The 18,671-nt window shown below is 38.5% G+C and carries 16 protein-coding genes; 10 read left to right on the top strand and 6 right to left on the bottom strand.

Annotated elements, in window-relative coordinates:
- Positions 1-59: 59 nt before the first annotated feature.
- The 3 genes from AB1H92_RS11010 (at position 60) to AB1H92_RS11000 (ending at position 3,158) form a co-directional block, all read left to right on the top strand.
- Positions 60-962, top strand: a complete 903-nt coding sequence (locus AB1H92_RS11010; RefSeq protein ID WP_115360253.1) for a fumarylacetoacetate hydrolase family protein — start codon at positions 60-62, stop codon at positions 960-962.
- 59 nt (positions 963-1,021) lie between these two features.
- On the top strand, positions 1,022-1,405 hold the full coding sequence (locus AB1H92_RS11005; RefSeq protein ID WP_311157217.1) for a YisL family protein: 384 nt from the start codon (positions 1,022-1,024) through the stop codon (positions 1,403-1,405).
- 313 nt (positions 1,406-1,718) lie between these two features.
- Positions 1,719-3,158 carry an alpha-amylase family glycosyl hydrolase gene (locus AB1H92_RS11000; RefSeq protein WP_115360255.1) on the top strand — a complete coding sequence of 480 codons (1,440 nt, stop codon included), beginning with the start codon at positions 1,719-1,721 and terminating at the stop codon, positions 3,156-3,158.
- Between the two features lie 182 nt (positions 3,159-3,340).
- Here AB1H92_RS11000 and AB1H92_RS10995 read toward each other — a convergent pair whose 3' ends face one another.
- Together AB1H92_RS10995 and AB1H92_RS10990 are read right to left on the bottom strand one after the other, a co-directional pair.
- On the bottom strand, positions 3,341-4,957 hold the full coding sequence (locus AB1H92_RS10995; protein ID WP_115360256.1) for a glutathione ABC transporter substrate-binding protein: 1,617 nt from the start codon (positions 4,955-4,957) through the stop codon (positions 3,341-3,343).
- Positions 4,958-5,113: 156 nt separating this feature from the next.
- Positions 5,114-6,724, bottom strand: coding sequence for a glutathione ABC transporter substrate-binding protein (locus tag AB1H92_RS10990; protein WP_115360257.1), 1,611 nt, complete (start codon positions 6,722-6,724; stop codon positions 5,114-5,116).
- Between the two features lie 369 nt (positions 6,725-7,093).
- Between AB1H92_RS10990 and nikC the strand changes: the two genes are divergently transcribed.
- From nikC to AB1H92_RS10970, 4 genes are all read left to right on the top strand, one after another.
- A complete protein-coding gene (gene nikC / locus AB1H92_RS10985) occupies positions 7,094-7,978 on the top strand; it encodes a nickel transporter permease (RefSeq protein WP_370475587.1) in 885 nt (294 codons plus the stop codon).
- 18 nt (positions 7,979-7,996) lie between these two features.
- On the top strand, positions 7,997-8,938 hold the full coding sequence (locus AB1H92_RS10980; protein WP_115360259.1) for an ABC transporter permease: 942 nt from the start codon (positions 7,997-7,999) through the stop codon (positions 8,936-8,938).
- A gap of 69 nt (positions 8,939-9,007) precedes the next feature.
- Positions 9,008-10,033, top strand: a complete 1,026-nt coding sequence (locus tag AB1H92_RS10975; protein WP_115360260.1) for an ABC transporter ATP-binding protein — start codon at positions 9,008-9,010, stop codon at positions 10,031-10,033.
- Complete coding sequence (locus AB1H92_RS10970) at positions 10,005-11,042, top strand: ABC transporter ATP-binding protein (protein ID WP_115360261.1); 1,038 nt, start codon at positions 10,005-10,007, stop codon at positions 11,040-11,042. Before AB1H92_RS10975 ends, AB1H92_RS10970 begins: the two co-directional genes overlap by 29 nt.
- 60 nt (positions 11,043-11,102) lie before the next feature.
- Here the strand turns inward: AB1H92_RS10970 and AB1H92_RS10965 are convergent, their stop codons facing one another.
- The 3 genes from AB1H92_RS10965 to AB1H92_RS10955 all read right to left on the bottom strand — a co-directional run bounded on the left by AB1H92_RS10965 (position 11,103) and on the right by AB1H92_RS10955 (position 14,300).
- Positions 11,103-12,431 carry a CoA-disulfide reductase gene (locus AB1H92_RS10965; protein WP_115360262.1) on the bottom strand — a complete coding sequence of 443 codons (1,329 nt, stop codon included), beginning with the start codon at positions 12,429-12,431 and terminating at the stop codon, positions 11,103-11,105.
- Positions 12,432-12,452: 21 nt separating this feature from the next.
- A complete protein-coding gene (locus tag AB1H92_RS10960) occupies positions 12,453-13,304 on the bottom strand; it encodes a DegV family protein (protein ID WP_115360263.1) in 852 nt (283 codons plus the stop codon).
- A gap of 180 nt (positions 13,305-13,484) precedes the next feature.
- Entirely contained in the window at positions 13,485-14,300 is an 816-nt protein-coding gene (locus tag AB1H92_RS10955) for a Cof-type HAD-IIB family hydrolase (RefSeq protein ID WP_115360264.1), read from the bottom strand.
- 280 nt (positions 14,301-14,580) lie between these two features.
- On the opposite strand from AB1H92_RS10955, the gene AB1H92_RS10950 reads away from it, so the two are divergent.
- From AB1H92_RS10950 to AB1H92_RS10940, 3 genes are all read left to right on the top strand, one after another.
- Positions 14,581-15,351 carry a prolyl oligopeptidase family serine peptidase gene (locus AB1H92_RS10950; protein ID WP_115360265.1) on the top strand — a complete coding sequence of 257 codons (771 nt, stop codon included), beginning with the start codon at positions 14,581-14,583 and terminating at the stop codon, positions 15,349-15,351.
- Between the two features lie 50 nt (positions 15,352-15,401).
- Positions 15,402-15,710, top strand: coding sequence for a metal-sulfur cluster assembly factor (locus AB1H92_RS10945; RefSeq protein WP_115360266.1), 309 nt, complete (start codon positions 15,402-15,404; stop codon positions 15,708-15,710).
- 383 nt (positions 15,711-16,093) lie between these two features.
- Positions 16,094-18,229 carry an ATP-dependent Clp protease ATP-binding subunit gene (locus AB1H92_RS10940; protein ID WP_115364038.1) on the top strand — a complete coding sequence of 712 codons (2,136 nt, stop codon included), beginning with the start codon at positions 16,094-16,096 and terminating at the stop codon, positions 18,227-18,229.
- A 149-nt stretch (positions 18,230-18,378) separates the two neighbouring features.
- On the opposite strand, the gene AB1H92_RS10935 is transcribed toward AB1H92_RS10940, so the two are convergent.
- Positions 18,379-18,561 (bottom strand): YjzD family protein, encoded by a 183-nt coding sequence (locus tag AB1H92_RS10935; protein WP_115360267.1) that lies wholly within the window; start codon positions 18,559-18,561, stop codon positions 18,379-18,381.
- Between the last annotated feature and the right edge of the window lie 110 nt (positions 18,562-18,671).

Below are 18,671 nucleotides of genomic sequence, written 5' to 3'. Positions count from 1 at the left end.
ATTGCTTGTCGTATTAGAAAGAGTAGAGAGAATACTAGATAAGGGAGTTGGAACAGAAAATGAAGTTATTGTCGTTCAAATACAATGGGGAAACGCTGTTTGGACCAAAAGTAAAAAGAGAAGATGCGGTATGGGATGTGTTGGCCCTCGCCGATCAATATGAGCAAACTCAATTTCCAAAAACAATCGTGGAAGGCATTGCTTCTGGTTTAGATTTTGTAGAGAAAATCCGCAAAATGGTTGAACGAGCAGAACAAGAAGATAATGTCCAATATAAATATGCTTTTACAGAGATTGAATGGCTGTCACCGATTCCGCGCACGCCGAAAAACATTCTTTGTGTTGGAAAGAACTACTTGGACCATGCAACTGAAATGGGAGACGAGGCACCGCCGGAGAAATTGATGATTTTTACAAAATCGCCAACGACGATTGCAGCAGATGAACAAGACTTGCCAATCCATAATGATGTGACAGAAAATCTCGATTATGAAGGAGAATTGGCTGTCGTCATAGGTAAAGAAGGAAGAAATATTCCAACTCAATTAGCATATGACCACATTTTTGGCTATACAATAGCAAATGATATAACAGCACGTGATATTCAAACGGCACACGGTCAATTTTTCCTAGGTAAAAGTCTAGATGAATCTTGTCCGATGGGGCCTTATCTAGTTACCAAAGATGAAATTCCGAATCCAAATGATTTAGCGATTGTGACAAAGGTAAATGATGAAGTTCGTCAAAGTAGCCAAACAGATTTGATGATTTATAAAATAGAAGATATTCTTGCGGAAGTTTCCCGCTTTGTCACATTAGAACCAGGGGATGTCATATTAACTGGAACGCCAGCGGGAGTCGGTAAAGGGATGAATCCGCCAGCCTTTTTGAAGGAAGGCGACACGGTGAAAATTTCGATAGAAGGAATTGGAACACTTTCTAACCGCTTTGTCAAAGTGTAAAATCTTACGTTAATTACCATATTTATGATACACTTATGTAGGATTAAATACTTGATGAGGTGAATGTTTTGGACGTATTATCGAATACAACGCATTTACATTTATTTTCATGGATCGTGGGCGTTGCTTTATTTGTCATCACAGCTGTAATGGCAAAAGGATCTAAAGGTCGTAAAATTACGCATATGATTGCTCGGTTATTTTATGTGCTTATTTTATTATCAGGTTTCTTCTTATTTATGCGCTATTCAAGTCTTGACAGTGCATTGTACGGCGTGAAGTTTTTGGTTGGATTAATTGTCATTGTTTTGATGGAAATGATTATCGTGCGTGCAAATAAAGGAAGAAATGTATCGAAATTATGGATGATTTTCGCTATCGTTTTATTTGTCACGTTATACTTAGGCTTTAATTTACCAGTTGGCCTTAATTTCTTAGCGTAAAGGTAAGTGAGGTTTTTGGATGTGTTAATCGCTTGATTATACATATTGTCCAACCAGTTTACCTAACTGTTAAAAAAACAGTAACATAAAGGATTATGAAAATGAGAAACTACCTATTCGCAAAGTTTGAATAGGTAGTTTTTTTGTAAGAATAAATGTAGAGGTAGTATCTAAGTGAATGTACCCCTTTGAATCTAGTCACACAATTGCCCCAAATTCATGAATGTATTCCATTATTGTCGCGCAATACATGGCGGCATCTTGGCCTATTTGGTAAAATGACGGAAGAATAGCTCTTTGAGGAGGCTTTTTTGTGGAAAGAACTAGATGGCTAACTATTTTGATGTCGATTCTATTAGTGTTTTCTATCGGACATCCTACATCTGCGTTAGCAGATAATCACCGATCACTACAAGATGAAAGCATTTACGATGTACTAGTCGATCGATTTTATGATGGGAATTTACATAATGATGAAGAAGTAGACGTAAAGGACATGGATGCATTTAGTGGGGGAGACTTCGCTGGCATTAGTGAAAAGGTCGATTATATAGTGAATATGGGATTCACACTCGCTTCAATCGGGCCGGTTTTTAAAACAGCTACATATGACGGCAATCAAGTGCTGAATTACGAGGAATTCGAACCTCATTTTGGTACTGAAGAAGAATTTATCGACATGATTAAAGTCTTGCATGAGAAAAACATTGGCACTATTGTTGATTTTCCTATGAATGGCATAAGTGATGCGCATGTCTGGATACAAGACGGTACACTTGCATCTATCCCAACAGGGGAAGGGACTGCTAATTGGGTCGCAACAGATGATAAAGTGAAAGAAACCTTAAAAGAAGCGATTCTTTCATTCGTTAAAAAGTACGATGTAGCAGGGATTCGATTAACGCATATTAGCGACTTTGACGAATCGTATTTAAATGAAATCATTACTGAGGCGAAAGCAATCAAACCAGGACTTTATATGTTATCAAATGAGCCTTCAACCGCACAGTTTGATCTGGCACCAAACATTGAAAAAATGAATGCGTTAAAACAAGCGTATGCACAAGTTGACCCAGATTCTGCGCAATTAAATTTATTTGAAGATAAAAATCCAACTGATCTAATCCAACTGGATGAGTTAATTGGTCCACGATTTACATATGAAATGACACAACTGCGAATGTTTCCGCCTACAAGATGGAAGATTGCAGCAACGGCTTTGTTTACGTTACCAGGTGTACCGATGATGCCTTATGAAAGTGAAATCGCGATAACTGGTAAAGAGGCACCGGAAACGCATCCTATCGTGAATTTTAAAACAGATATGGAGTTGTATGATCATATCGCTGATTTAAATAAATTACGCAATCAGTCAGAGACGCTTAGAAATGGCGAATTCGAAATGCTACATAATGAAAGTGGTTTTACAGTATTTACAAGAACATCAGACAAAGAAACTTGGCTAATTGTCATAAATAATACCTCTGAAGTTGCTAACATAGAAATTGACGAAGAAAAAATTGGGGAAAATAAAAGGTTACGTGGCTTAATCGAAGCTGATATGGTTCGACAGTCAAAAGACGGGAAGTACCGTGTCGTGTTGGAAAGAGAATTAGCGGAAATTTATATAGCTGATGAAGACAAAGGGTATAATACCCCGTATTTAATCGTTTCAATTCTTGTCTACGTATCGTTTTTTGCTTTACTATTTACAATCTTTCGTAGGGGAAAGAAGAATAAAAAGACCTCATAGTAAATCAATCACCTAGCTGTTCCTTAAACGGTTAGGTGATTTTTTATAGTCAATTTTAGCGTCCCATCTCTCAAGTCAAAAAATAACCCGACTGTGTGGTGTTTTAGCCACGTAGTCGGGTTTTATTATACTTGTTGGATCTAACTGAGCGCCTTTAGCCGGCGGTTTCAGCATTTCAATTCTTATTCTACAAATTTTACGTTTTGTAGTTGGTAGATACCTGATTCGTCAATGTCGAATCCTGTGATTTTGTTGCTAACCCCTACTAGGTACTCCTGGTGATGGATGTAAACCATTGGAGCATCTTCAATTAGGTGTTCTTGAATTTTATTGTAAATTTCAATACGTTTTTCAGGGTCAGATTCACGACGACCTTCATCAAGTAGCTTGTCTACTTCTGGGTTTTCGTAGAATGTACGGTTTCCTGGATTTCCTTTTTGAGATGAATGGAATAGTGCGTACATTCCGTAGTCTGCATCTCCTGTAGGGTTAGACCAGCCAAGGACAAACATATCATGTTCACCTTGAGCAGTTTTGTCTAAGTACGTTCCGAATTCCATTTGCTCAACTTTTGCATCGATATTAAGCTCTTTTAGGCTGTTTTGAAGAATGATTGCCATGTCAATACGTTGCGGGCTGTCATTCGTCCAAATTGTTGTTGAAAAGCCATCAGCATAGCCTGCTTCTTCCATTAACTTCTTTGCTTCTTCTACATTGTAATCAAGTGGTTTTACATCTTCGTTGTAGCCGAACACGCTTGGCGCTAAAGGTCCGACAGCCGGAATTCCAATGCCTTCGTAAACACCTTTAATGATTTCCTCTTTGTTAACCATCATTGAGATTGCTTGACGTACTTTCGGATCGTTGAAAGGTTCTTTTTCAGCATTAAATCCGATGTAAGATAAACTTGAAGATGGTTTTTGTAAAACCTTTGCATAATCTCCTGCATTAATTTCATCAACTTCAATTGGTTGCACTGGATCTGTCACGTGTACGAATCCACGCTCAAGGTCAGCATTACGTGTTGTACTTTCAGGAATAACTTTAAATGTTACAGTATCAATGTGGACTTTGTCGCCCCAATAGTCATCGTTTCTAACTAGTTTAATTTCATTACCAGGGTTCCAACTTTCAAATTTAAAGTAACCAGTTCCCACTGGATTTTCAGAAATAATAGTACCTGGGTCTTTTCCTTCTTCCATTGCAGCATAGTCTGCTTCAATAGATTTAGGGCTGACCATTCCGCCACCATTGTGTGAAAGGTGTGCGTATAACGGTGCAAACGGGTATTCAGTCGTAATACGTACTGTATACTCATCTACTACTTCAACGCTCTCAATCATTTCGAATAGGAAGTAACGTGGTGAAGCAACTTCTTTATCAAGGATACGCTCTAAGTTTGCCTTTACTGCTTCAGCATTGAAAGGTTCTCCATCATGGAATTTAACCCCTTCGCGAAGTTTGAATTCATATGTTGTTTCATCAATTGTTTCCCACTCAACTGCCAATCCTTCAACGATATTATTCTCATCGTCACGGTTAACAAGTGTCTCATAAATATTTGCCTGTACAACTGATGAAGGTACATCGTTAGAACCAGCTGGGTCTAATGAGGATGCATCTGATAGAACAGCAAGGACTAAATCGCCGCCCTCCACAGTGCTTTCTGTTGCTTCTCCGTTATCGCCATCTGTTTTGTCTTTGTCGCCAGAATCAGATCCGCCAGCACATGCTGCAAGGACGAAAGACAACGCAAATACCATAACGAAAAGCCATTTTAATCTACTTTTCTCTTTCATTATGTAATTTCCCCCTATCTTTTTGTTAACTGTTGTAAAAATAGAAAGAGTTTTATAACAGTTAACAGAAATATAGCACAAAAAAATGATTTGTACAATTAGAAAAATAAAAAACTCGTAATACTTTGATATATTACGAGTTTTTAAGAAATAATATTATTCTTTAATAGTGATGTCTTGTAATTTGTAGTATCCTGATGGATCAATCCAATAATTCTCAACTGAATTGCTAAGACCCGATAAGTATGATTGGTGGTGAACATACATCATTGGGGCATCTTCAATTAGAATTTCTTGAATTGTAGTATATAGTTCTAGACGCTTGTTTTCATCAATTTCTTGTCTTGCTTCTACTAATAATTTATCCACTTCAGGATTTTCATAGAAAGTACGGTTTCCAGATAAGCCTTTATTTTCTGAATGGAATAATTGTGAAAGGAAATAATCTGCATCTCCAACTGGATTTGTTAATCCTAGGATGAACATATCATGTTCACCGTTAGCAGTCTTATCTAAATAAGCACCCCACTCAACAATTTCAATATCAACTTCGATATTCGCTTGCTTTAATGCCTCTTGAATTAAGATTGCCATATCCATACGTTGTTGATTGTCATTCGTCCAAAGCGTTGTTTTAAATCCATCTTCATAACCAGCTTCTTTAAGTAATTCTAATGCTTTATCTGGATCATGAGGAAGTGGTTTAAGATTTTCAGCATGTCCGAACACACCTGGTGCAAGTGGCCCAGTTGCTGCCAAACCATGTCCTTCGTAAATTCCTTCCAGAATATCATTTTGGCTAATTAGCATTGTGACAGCTTGACGCACTAATTTATTGTCGAAAGGTTCCTTCTCAAGGTTAAACCCAACATATGCAAGTGAAGAAGAAAGTCTTTCATCAACAAATGCATTATCAGAGTCTTCGACTAAAGCAACTTCGCTCGGCTGGACTGGCTCGATTAAATGTGCATAACCTGTCTCTAGTTCTGCTAATCTAGTACCACCTTCAGGGATTGCTTTGAAAGTAACAGAATTAAGTTGAACTTCTTGACCCCAGTAGTTATCGTTTTTCACTAATTTAACTTCTGTTCCGTGATTCCAGTTGTCAAATTTGAAAAAACCAGTTCCGACAGGGTGCTCATTAATAACACTGCCTGGCTCTTTCCCTTCTTCCATTGCAGCATAGTCTTCATCAATTGATTTTGGACTAACCATAGCACCAACTGGGTGAGTTAAATGCGCTAGTAATGGTGCAAATGGAAATTCAGTTGTTAATTGTACTTTGTATTCATCAAGTACTTCGATGTCGGTAATCATCTCGAAAATAAAAGCACGTGGAGCAGCGATATTTTCATCTAAAATACGTTCAAAGTTTTTCTTGACAACTTCTGCATTAAACGCTTCTCCGTCATGGAATGTTACGTCGTCACGAAGTTCAAAAACCCAAGTTGTATCGTCAATAACTTCCCAATTAGTTGCAAGATTTTCAACGATTTGGTCGTCTTTGTCTTTCTTGACGAGTCCATCAAATAAGTTGTTTTGGACGTTATATGACGGGACGTCCGTTGAAAGATGTGGATCGAGTTTTGCGGCATCGGAAATAGTTGCGATAACAAAGTCTAATGCCTTTTCATTTGTGGTGCTATCGGATTCATTTGAGTTGTTATCTTCCTCAGAATCACTACTTCCACCTGCACATGCTGCTAAAAACATAGATAAGACTACTGTCATAATTAGCAACAAGCTCCAATTACGTTTTCTTTGCATTATATATATTCCCCCTAAAAATGTTCATGTTGCGACAAGAAGCAACATGAACAAGATATTAGCATTATTCAGATTTTTAAGCAAGTTAATTGTTAGATTTATTTCAATTATTCTTAATTGGTGAATTAAATGACGTAAGGGATAATCATTCGATAACTTATCGTATAATTCGTGTTAATACGACAAAAATGTGTATTTTTATAAAGGGAAAATAACAAAAAGCACAATTAGTAAGTAAATTTTTTGAAATACTATTACGATAATTGTACTTTCATGTTATGATACTTGTTATTCGTAGAATCTATAGTAAGTCATTATGACTTAAAGTGAGAAAGGGTGTTAAAAAAGATGACAGGAAAAACAGCTACGATGATAGACCAAACCAAAAGAACGAGTCCTAGAATAGAGGCATATAAAGCTTTTTGGAAAAGACTAATCAAAAATAAAGCAGCAGTAGTAGGCGGTTTTCTTATTCTACTATTTGTTATTGCATCGATAATTGTTTCATTATTTGGTCCACATATCATTTCGTATGATCCTACTAAAGTAGATGTATTAAACAAGTTACAGCCGCCTTCCAAGGAGCATTGGTTTGGAACTGATAATTTCGGGAGGGACATTTTCACGAGGATATTGTATGGCATGCCGCTTACTTTAAAAGTAGGTTTTCTATCTGTAGGGATGGGCGGTATTGTTGGCGTGATCTTAGGGATTGTGTCAGGTTACTATGGTGGTAAAATAGACACGATTATTATGAGAATTATGGACGTTTTATTAGCTTTCCCGGGAATCTTACTTGCACTTGCGATTGTTAGTGTATTAGGTGGAAGCTTAACAAACGTAATTATTGCTGTCAGTATTTTCTCAGTACCGGCATTTGCCAGAATTGTAAGGGGTTCCACTTTGTCTGTCAGAAAGCTCGAATATATTGATGCAGTGAGAGCACTTGGTGCATCAGATTTGCGAATCATTTTCAAGCATATTTTACCAAACGTAATGTCGCCGATAATTGTACAGGCTACTTTACGGATTGCAACTGCAGTTCTGACTGCGAGCGGGTTATCATTCCTAGGGCTTGGTGCTCAACCACCGGAACCTGAATGGGGTGCAATGTTAAACGATGGACGTACTTATATGAAGAGTGCTCCACATCTCATTCTATTTCCAGGAATGATGATTGTGATTGTCGTACTAGCATTTAATATTTTTGGAGACGGATTAAGAGATGCACTAGATCCGAAAATGAAGAAATAATGATGAGGGTGAGTATGAATGGGTAAATATATCATAAGAAGACTTTTACAAACAATTCCAGTTTTATTAGGCGTATCAATATTAGTATTCTCACTCATGCATTTAATTCCTGGAGATGCTGCACAAATAATGGCAGGTGAAGGAGCATCTGAAACTACCGTTGAAAATATACGTGAAAAATTAGGCTTAAATGATCCAAAACCAGTTCAATATTATAATTATGTATCGGGTGCTATCCAAGGAGACTTAGGGAATTCTATTAGGAGTGGTAGACCAGTATTAGAAGAAATTAAAGGTCGATTTTGGGTGACTGCTGAGCTAGCTATATACGCTACGATACTAGCGGTATTTCTCGGATTAATTGCAGGGATTATATCGGCGGTGCGTCATTCGACATGGGCGGATGTCTCAATTATGATTGTCGCGCTATTCGGTTTATCGATGCCGAACTTTTGGTTGGGACTTGTACTCATTCAGTGGTTTGCAATCGGTGCAGACTGGTTGCCTGAATTCATGAAAATGAGACCTTCTGGATGGGGAGATAGTTGGCGTCAAATCTTACTACCTGTTATTTGTTTAGGTACGAGTGGTGCTGCCATTATTGCTAGAATGACGAGGGCTTCCATGTTAGAAGTTATTGGACAAGACTATATTCGAACTGCTAGAGCCAAAGGTTTAAGTGAAAGAATTGTAACTTATCGCCACGCTTTGAAAAATGCATTAATTCCAGTCATTACAGTTGTTGGACTTGAATTTGGAGCATTTCTTGGTGGAGCAGTCATTACAGAAACCATCTTTGCGATTAATGGAATGGGACGTTTAACAATTGATGCAATTAGAGAACGTGATTTCCCAATCGTACAAGGTACAATTTTAATTATTTCCTTGCTATTCGTCTTAGTGAATATGCTCGTAGATATTTCTTATCGCATGTTAAATAAGAGAATTGATTTGAACTAATCTAACTATAACTAAACTAGATCGCATATCGATAAATGTGGTAGGTTTCATGAAGAGAGGGATTGTAAAATGGAAACTGATTTATTAAAAGTTAATAATCTCCGAACGTCTTTCCAAACAGACGAGGGCGAAGTGAAAGCTGTCGACGGGGTAAGTTTTACACTGCCAAAAGGAAAGACTTTAGGGATTGTTGGAGAATCAGGCTCTGGAAAAAGTATCACAGCACTTTCAATCTTACAATTACTTGCCTCTAACGGGAGAATTCAAGACGGTGAAATTCTCTTTAAGGGTAAGAACTTAGTAGATTATACAAGTGAACAAATGCGTAATATTCGTGGTAACTCGATTTCAATGATATTTCAAGAACCAATGACATCATTAAATCCAGTCTTTACAGTAGGTCAACAAATTAGTGAATCACTGATTAAACACCAAAAATTATCTAAAAAACAAGCGATGAATCGTTCTGTTGAATTACTAAAACTTGTAGGAATTCCATCTCCAGAAGCGCGTGTGAAAAATTACCCGTACGAACTTTCTGGTGGAATGCGTCAACGTGTGATGATTGCAATGGCATTAGCATGTGATCCAGAAATGTTAATTGCGGATGAGCCGACAACTGCGCTCGATGTAACAATTCAGGCACAAATACTCGATTTGATAAAAGAATTACAGCATCGTTTAGGGATGTCAGTAATCTTTATTACACACGACCTTGGAGTTGTAGCTGAAACATGTGATTTCGTTGCAGTTATGTATGCCGGCCAAGTTGTTGAATATTCGGATGTACATACGTTATTTGCAGATCCAAAGCATCCTTATACAATTGGTCTGTTAAACTCGTTGCCGCGACATGATTTAGAACAAGGAAAGTTAGAGCCGATTCGCGGAAACGTTCCAAGTCCGCGCGATATGCCCAAAGGGTGCAGATTTGCTCCGAGATGTCCAGCTGCAACAGACTTATGCAGGGAGAGATTACCTGAACTAATCAAAGACGACAACGGGAACGACGTTCGTTGTTGGATTTATACTGATGAATGGGACGGAGAAGCGGAGGTAAACGTTTATGGCAAAAAAAGAGTTGCTCAAAGTTGAGGGGCTAAAACAACATTTTCCCATTAAAGGCGGCATGTTAGGCAGAACTGTCAACCATGTAAAAGCAGTTGATGGGATTACATTTGAAGTATATGAAGGTGAAACGGTAAGTATCGTTGGAGAATCGGGTTGTGGGAAATCAACGACGGGTCGTGCGATTCTGCGATTAGAAGATCCTACCGAAGGAACAGTTCAGTTTGATGGTGTTGATATTACAGCATTGTCTAATAGACAAATGAGACAGAAAAGAAAAGATTTACAAATTATTTTCCAAGATCCGTACGCGTCCATTAACCCAAGACAAACGGTTTCTGGTATTTTAACAGAAGCGATGGCCATTCAAAATTCAGTGCCAGCAAATAAGAGACGAGAACGTGTATTGGAATTACTAAAAATTGTTGGGTTGAACGAACAGCAAGCTGATCGTTATCCACATGAATTTTCAGGGGGGCAACGTCAAAGAATCGGAATTGCAAGAGCGCTCGCGGTCGATCCAAAGCTGATTATTTGTGACGAAGCCGTTTCGGCATTGGATGTTTCCATTCAAGCACAAGTGCTAAACTTGTTGGAAGAATTACAAGAGAAATTTAAATTGACTTATTTATTTATTTCTCATGATTTAGGGGTCGTTCGTCATATATCAGATCGCGTAATTGTCATGTATTTAGGTAAAATTGTTGAAATCGGTGAGCGAAACGAAATTTTCGATCATCCTAAACATCCTTATACAAAAGCGTTGTTGTCAGCAATCCCGGTACCAGATCCAACGCATGAAAAGCAACATATTCCGCTAAAAGGAGATGTACCGTCACCAATCGATCCACCGACGGGATGCCGTTTCCATACGCGTTGTCCATTTGCTCAAGATAAATGTAAAGAAATTGAACCAGTGTTACACACGCACGAGTCAATGGAAGTGACACATCAAGCGGCTTGCCACTTTGTAGAGGAAATTGAAGCAGGCGAATTAAAAGCAAGAGATTATTCAATTAAACCTGTGCATGCCTAATAAAAAATCCCTTTCCAATCCAATTGAGTGGATGGAAGGGATTTTTTTGTATAATTTTTTTCAAAGGTTCGCTTTATAACCAACCAAATTAATCGGATCTTTCGGTGATGAATAGGGTGGGGAATAGCTTAATTCAAGTGCGGCTAAGTCATCAACAGTCATATTGCCCATCATTGCGGTTACGAGAATATCCAATCGTTTGTCTACCCCTTTATTCCCAACTGCTTGGGCTCCTAGGATTTGTCTCGTATTTCGGTCAAAATGGACCCGTATTAAGATTGTGCCATGGTCAGGGTAATAACCTGCATTCGTTCGTCCCTCGTGTGAAACTGTGTCAAAATCGAATCCTTCCGCACGAAGATCTTGCTCTGATAAACCAACCATTCCAGCCGTCAAAGAGAAAAGTTTCGTGATCGTAGTCCCTAAAAAAGGATTCAATTTCACAGGACGATCTGCAAGATGACTTGAAACGATAAATGCTTGTCTATGTGCATGCCATGCGAGTTGCACTCGTTTTGGTTTCCCAGTTACCCAGTCTATACATTCAGCAATATCTCCAATGGCATAAATATCTGGGTCGTCTGTTTGCATGTATTCATTCACAACAACGCCATCAGTGACGCCAATTGTAAGGCCACTTTCAATCGCTAACGATGTATTAGGGATTACGCCAATACTTGCAACGAGAAAGTCGGTTTTGATCGCAACGCCGTTTTTCATAATCAGTCGATTACCCTCAATCCGTTCTATTTCATCGTTAAAATAAAAATCTACATCATTTGCTTTCATTTCTTCATATAGAACGTCTGTTATTTCTTTATCCATTGAACTCATGACGCGATTGCCACGTAAAATGAGCGCAGTTTGAATGCCACGGCGAATAAAGTTTTCAACGAGTTCGATACCGATGAAACCACCGCCCATCACGGCACAAGATTGAGGTTTTTCAGTATCGAGATAACGGACGATTTCTTCCATATCAGCGTAGCTTTTCAGTGTGAAAAATGGTAAATCACCTAACCCTTTTAATGAAGGAACACGAGAATGACAACCTGTGGATAGAATGAGTTTGTCATAGGATACTTGAAAAGTTTCATTTGTTTCTAAGTTACATACTTCAACAGTCTTAGACTTGCGATTAATTGAAGTGACTTGGTGTTTGACCAATGTACGAATATTTCGAGTTTCGCTAAATCGTTTAGGATTTGGACCTCCGATTTTCTCTTTGTCCTCTATCAGCCCACCAATGACAAAAGGCATACCACAAGATCCATACCCAATCCTTGAGTCAGAACCGATTAGTGTAATCGAAGCATTTGGCAAAGTTCTTCTGATTTGAGAGGCAACAGTAGATCCACCAGCAATTGCACCGACAATAATTATTTTCAATGTCATATCCCGCCTTTATGCTTATTGAAGCTTGTTAAGGAAATAAACAGAAAATGTTCCTGGACCAACGTGAGCACCAATAACTGACCCAATCATTTGAACGTCTATGCTCTTGGGATTAAACCTTTCTTGAATGGCTGATTTTAATTCTAAAGCGATGGCTTCATCATCCGCGTGGTTAATGCCGATGTGTTGTTCTGATAAACGATCGCCGCGTTCTTCCATTAAATCTAGCATTCTACGCACGACTTTCTTTCGACCACGGTGTTTTTCGATGGGTACCAGTTTACCGTCTTCTACGTGTAAAAGTGGTTTAATATTTAACAGTCCACCGATAAATGCGCTCGCCTTTGATACACGGCCGCCTTTTGCCATATAATCTAAATCTTCAACGGTGAAAAGGTGTTCCATATGTTGGGCCATAAAGCGAATTTTTTGTTCGACTGACAATAAATCATCGCCTTCATTACGTAATCGAGCAGCTTCTTTTACGAGGAGCCCATAGCCTAGAGAGGCGCATTTTGAATCGATAATTACTAAATTCAAATCGGGATATACTTCTTTCACTTGGTCACGAATCATGACGGCTGTATTATATGTTCCCGATAATTCTGATGAGAAAGCAATATAAATTCCTTCTTCGCCAGATTTTGCTAGTTTTGTCCATTCTTCCATAAAAAACTCTGGTGATGCTTGTGATGTTTTAGGTTGTTTTCCACTACGTATGGCATCATAAACTTCTTTTGAATTAATTTCGATGATATCTCTATATTCATCTTCATCAATGATGACATGCAATGAAATTAAATCTACTTGTTGCTCATCAAAAAAAGATTTAGGTAAATCAGATGCACTGTCTGCAAATATTTTCAAAATGTTAACCCCCTAAGGTAGATGTTATAATGATAAAAAATTCGGAATAATGATGACTTTATTTTTGGGGGCGGACTCGGCATCTATAAAGTATTAAATGATAATTTCGGTTCATAATGATACAGCTCTATCCGCCTATCTGTCATTATAAAAATCCTTATTATAAAATAATAAAACGTACTATAATTTTAAACGATTGTTCAAGACTTCTGCAATACCGTCTTCATTATTTGTAGCTTTCGTTACTTCGTCAGCGATTGATTTAAGTTCATCAATTCCATTTGCCATTGCGACACCATGACCTACATAGTCAATCATTTCAAGATCATTGTTTTCATCGCCAAAAGCAATGATACGTTCTTTTGGAATATCCATCCATTTGGAGACATGTGCTAGGCCAGCAGCTTTACTGAGTCCACTGCGAAATACTTCAACGACATGGCCCCAAGGTGCGTTCCAAAATCGATGACCCACGACTTCGGCATGTACTTGACTTAAATGTGATTGTATCGCTGTGATATCAGATTCGTCCGCCTGAATCAGTATTGAAGTAGGGTCGTCTTGTAAGTATTGTTGAAGGTCCCCAGTCGTCACATTCGATTGCCCCATTTTTTTGAAATTATTTAACACTTTTTCGTCGTGATAATGGACATAAACATCATCCAAAACCTCCGCGACGACATTATGCCAAGGGAATTGTTGCATCGCATCCATTACTTCTTTCACAAGAGATAAGGATAACGTTTCATGAATCGTTTTCCAAGAAGAATCAAGTGGATGATGCACAAAGGCGCCGTTAAAATTAACAACAGGTGTATTTAATCCCAGCTGGTGATAATAAGACTCCGTCGCACGGTAAGGTCTTCCAGTCGCAAACATCACATGATGACCTTGTTGTTTTGCTTTTTGTATCGAGTGTACAGTCTTTTCTGTAATCACTTTATCATCTGTCAGTAACGTTCCGTCCAAGTCGAGAACGATTAAATGTGGTTTCAATCCAATTCCCCCTTTTACGTAGTCTACAGTTAAATGAATAGCCAAGTCAAAAATTGAAAACATTAACAGCATGTTTTGTTTTTTTAGAAAAACTTTGTTAAGCTAACTGAGTCAATTTCATAATTACTTAAAACCGCTAAGTTGATACAATATATAGTTGAGAACGGTTTAACTCAACAGAGGCAATTTCATAATTGCCCAAACTATATATTGCATCGGCGCAGCGAAAAGATTGGATTATGAAATTGACTAAAAATGAAAAGAAAAAGGTTGTGAATGCATGATTATTAAAGAAGAAATGTGGCGCAACATCCCACTTTTACATATTGTCGAAAGTGAATTTGAAAATATAGATGTGCCAGTTGCTATTTTTTTACATGGATTTACGAGCGCAAAAGAGCATAACTTACATTATGCTTATAATCTTGCTAAAGAAGGGATTCGAGTGCTATTACCTGATGCTCACTTACATGGCGTTCGGTCGGAAAACCTTGATGAAGTAGAACTTGCTTTGCGATTTTGGGAAATCGTCATGACAAATATTGAAGAACTTAAGGTTTTGCACAATGAGATAAAGGAACGTGGGCTTTCCACCTCGGCAAAAATAGGTGTAGGTGGGACTTCTATGGGAGGTATTTCTACGCTTGGTTCCCTTAAAATTTACGATTGGATCGATGCATCTATTATTATGATGGGGGCGCCCGGTTTTGTTGATTTAGCAAAAGCGCAAATACATGAGTTTGAACAAAAAGGATTTACATTACCTGTAACAGCAGAAGAGAAAAATCAATTACTAGAGAATATTTCTCTATTTGATATTACAAGAGACCCCTTCTCTTTAAAGGGAAGGCCAGTTTATTTTTGGCATGGTAAAAATGACCAAGTTGTCCCGTACGGACCGACTTTTAAATTTTATAAGGAAGTAAAAGAAACATATTCTGATAGACCGAATGATTTTGTTTTTGTCACTGATAACAACGCAGCACATGCGGTGACACGTACAGGCATGCTAGATGCGGTCAGTTGGCTTGCAAGTCATTTGAATGAATAAGGAAACATTGTTATGATGGAGTTAAGTCTAGAATGGAAAGGAAGATGAGCATGAGTCAAGAAATGAAAGATAGTATGATGGGTGCAATTGAAAACGTAATTGACCCAGAACTTGGTATAGATATTGTAAACCTAGGACTTATTTATGATGTAGAATTAGACGATGAAGGTAAGGCAATCGTAACGATGACACTTACATCAATGGGATGTCCGATGGGGCCGCAAATTGTGGCGAATATTAAACAAGAACTTATGGAGCTTCCAGAAGTAAAAGACGTTGACGTAAATATCGTCTGGAATCCTCCGTGGTCAAAAGATAAAATGTCACGCTATGCAAAAATGGCACTAGGCGTTAGATAAATAAAATAAGTTGTTAACCATATAGTTAACATTTTATGAAACTGTACAATTTTTTCTAAGTTGTACAGTTTTTTTATGTTTACTAATAAAAATGTAATACCAGAAAAGGGGCGTTACCCTAATTCCTAATGTGATGAACTCCCCGCTCAGTCACGAATTCCGCCCGCGTCCAATTGAATTCCTCCCAGGTCCAGTGTACTCCGCGTGCCTGACCGGATTCGCCACGAATTATCCAAACTACGTAAGTTTAAGTCATATGATAAAAAGGGATAATAAAATATAAGCTATTAAAGCAATATTCTTTACCTAAACGTCTATTTCAATTTATAATCCAATTAGTCAAGAAAGGTCAAATATTAATGGAAAGGGTGATATCAATGAGAATGCAAGGGGAACAAGATGAACGAACTCCGTTAGAACAATATGGGCGAAATCTTGTTGAAGATGTAAAAAATGCAAAGCTTGACCCTGTTATCGGTCGAGATGAAGAAATTCGCAATGCGATTCGTATTTTATCTAGAAAAACAAAAAATAATCCAGTGCTAATAGGTGAACCTGGTGTTGGAAAAACAGCGATTGTAGAAGGATTAGCCCAAAGAATTGTAAAAGGGGACGTACCTGAAGGATTAAAGGGTAAAGAAATTTTTGAGTTGGATATGAGTGCGCTGATCGCGGGTGCCAAGTATCGGGGCGAGTTTGAAGAAAGATTAAAGGCTGTCTTGAAACAAGTGAAAGATAGCGAAGGGCAAATTATCATGTTTATCGATGAAATCCATACGATTGTCGGTGCTGGAAAATTGGACGGGGCGATGGATGCGGGTAATATGCTAAAGCCGATGTTGGCACGTGGAGAGCTTTATTGCATCGGTGCAACGACACTTGATGAGTATCGTATGTATATTGAAAAAGACCCAGCGCTTGAACGCCGCTTTCAACAAGTCATGGTCCGTGAACCATCTGTTGAAGACACAGTTTCTATTTTACGGGGACTAAAAGAAATGTTCGAATTGCATCATGGCGTGCGAATTCATGATCGTGCCATTGTAGCGGCTTCCGCCTTATCAAATCGCTATTTAACCGAAAGATTTTTGCCGGATAAAGCCATCGACTTAATCGATGAAGCAAGTGCGATGATCCGGACGGAAATAGACTCGATGCCTCAAGAATTAGACGCGATCACTAGAAGAATCATGCAACTGGAAATTGAAGAGCAGGCGCTCACCAAAGAGAAAGATGCAGCAAGTCAAAACCGTCTAGCATCGCTCCGGGAAGAGTTGCAACAATTAAAAGATTCATCAGCAGATATGCGTGAACAATGGGAAGCGGAAAAGAGTACGTTAAATGAAATTCAAGAAAAACGCAGTGAATTAGACCGCTTGCGTCGCGAATTAGAAGACGCGGAAAATCGTTATGATTTAAATAAAGCAGCTGAACTTCGTCACGGAAAAATTCCGGCGGTTGAAGCTGAACTAAAAGAGGTAGAAGCTCCTTTATTGGACGGCAAAGAATCGCGTTTATTACGTGAAGAAGTGACGGAAGAAGAAATTGCGATGATTGTTGCGAGGTGGACGGGAATTCCAGTGACCAAGCTTGTAGAAGGTGAGAGGGAAAAGTTGTTGCGCCTTAAAGAAACGCTAGAAGAACGGGTCATTGGTCAAGAAGATGCGGTCCAGTTGGTTACTGAAGCTGTTTGGCGTGCTCGTGCGGGAATTCAAGATCCTAACAAGCCCATCGGTTCGTTTTTGTTCCTAGGACCAACAGGCGTTGGAAAAACGGAACTTGCGAAGACGCTTGCTGCTACTTTGTTTGACTCGGAAGAGCATTTTATTCGAATTGATATGTCCGAGTATATGGAAAAACATAGTGTTTCGAGGCTCGTCGGTGCACCTCCTGGATATATTGGTTTTGAAGAAGGCGGTCAGTTGACGGAAGCAGTCAGGAGAAATCCATACGCCGTTGTATTATTAGATGAGATTGAAAAAGCACATCCCGACGTGGCAAATATTCTTTTGCAAGCCTTGGACGATGGTCGGATTACGGATAGTCAAGGCAGACTCGTTAATTTCACGAATACCGTCATCATTATGACGTCTAATATCGGTTCATCTTATTTATTGGATGGGGTAGGGGATACCGAAGAGCATGCAGTTGAAGACCTTGTCATGTTTGAATTAAGAAAGCATTTTAAACCCGAGTTACTCAATAGAATGGATGACATTATCATTTTCCATTCTTTAACAGGTGATTCCTTTAAACGAATTGCTCAAAAAATGCTCAACGAACTTGCGAATAGGTTAGCAGAGCAAGAAGTGACGATTACTTACGGGGAAGACGTGCTAAATTCGATTGTTGAACGAGGGACAGATGCTGAATTCGGTGCCCGCCCATTAGCAAGATTTATCCAGCGACATGTAGAAACCACTGTAGCAAAGGAAATCATTAAAGGAGAAGTAGGACCTGGCGATGAACTTACGCTTTCTATGATGGAGAATCAACTTCAAGTTGAAAAGGCAAAATAAATCATTAATCTACCAAAAAGACTTCTATGTTAAGAAGTCTTTTTGGTATTGGTTTAATTAGAGCGACTTAATATGACCGATTCGTTCTATTTAATGCAAAAAAGCTATCCAAAAGTATTCACTTTTGAATAGCCTTTAAAATAACACGATTAGTTATCAGAAACTTCCTGATTTGGAATTGCTTCACCTAATAGAATAACCAATACTGCCATAACTAGAGAAATCATCACTCCAGCTTGAAAATCGAATGGAACGTTTGCAATCGCTCCAACTACATAGTTCAATAAAGCGACCAATACAAATGACCACACAAATGCCATAATAAATCTCAACGGATTTCACCCCTACATAACTATTTCCTTTACGATTGTATCACAGCATGTACATTTCTGAAACATATTATCCAATAAAACATACGATTATTTTGGCGAAATCGTGTCGG

This window comes from Sporosarcina pasteurii, from assembly GCF_041295575.1.
In the GTDB taxonomy this organism is placed as follows: Bacteria; Bacillota; Bacilli; order Bacillales_A; family Planococcaceae; genus Sporosarcina; species Sporosarcina pasteurii.
Note: the sequence above shows the minus strand (reverse complement) of the source record. Positions and strands in the feature narration are given on the sequence as shown.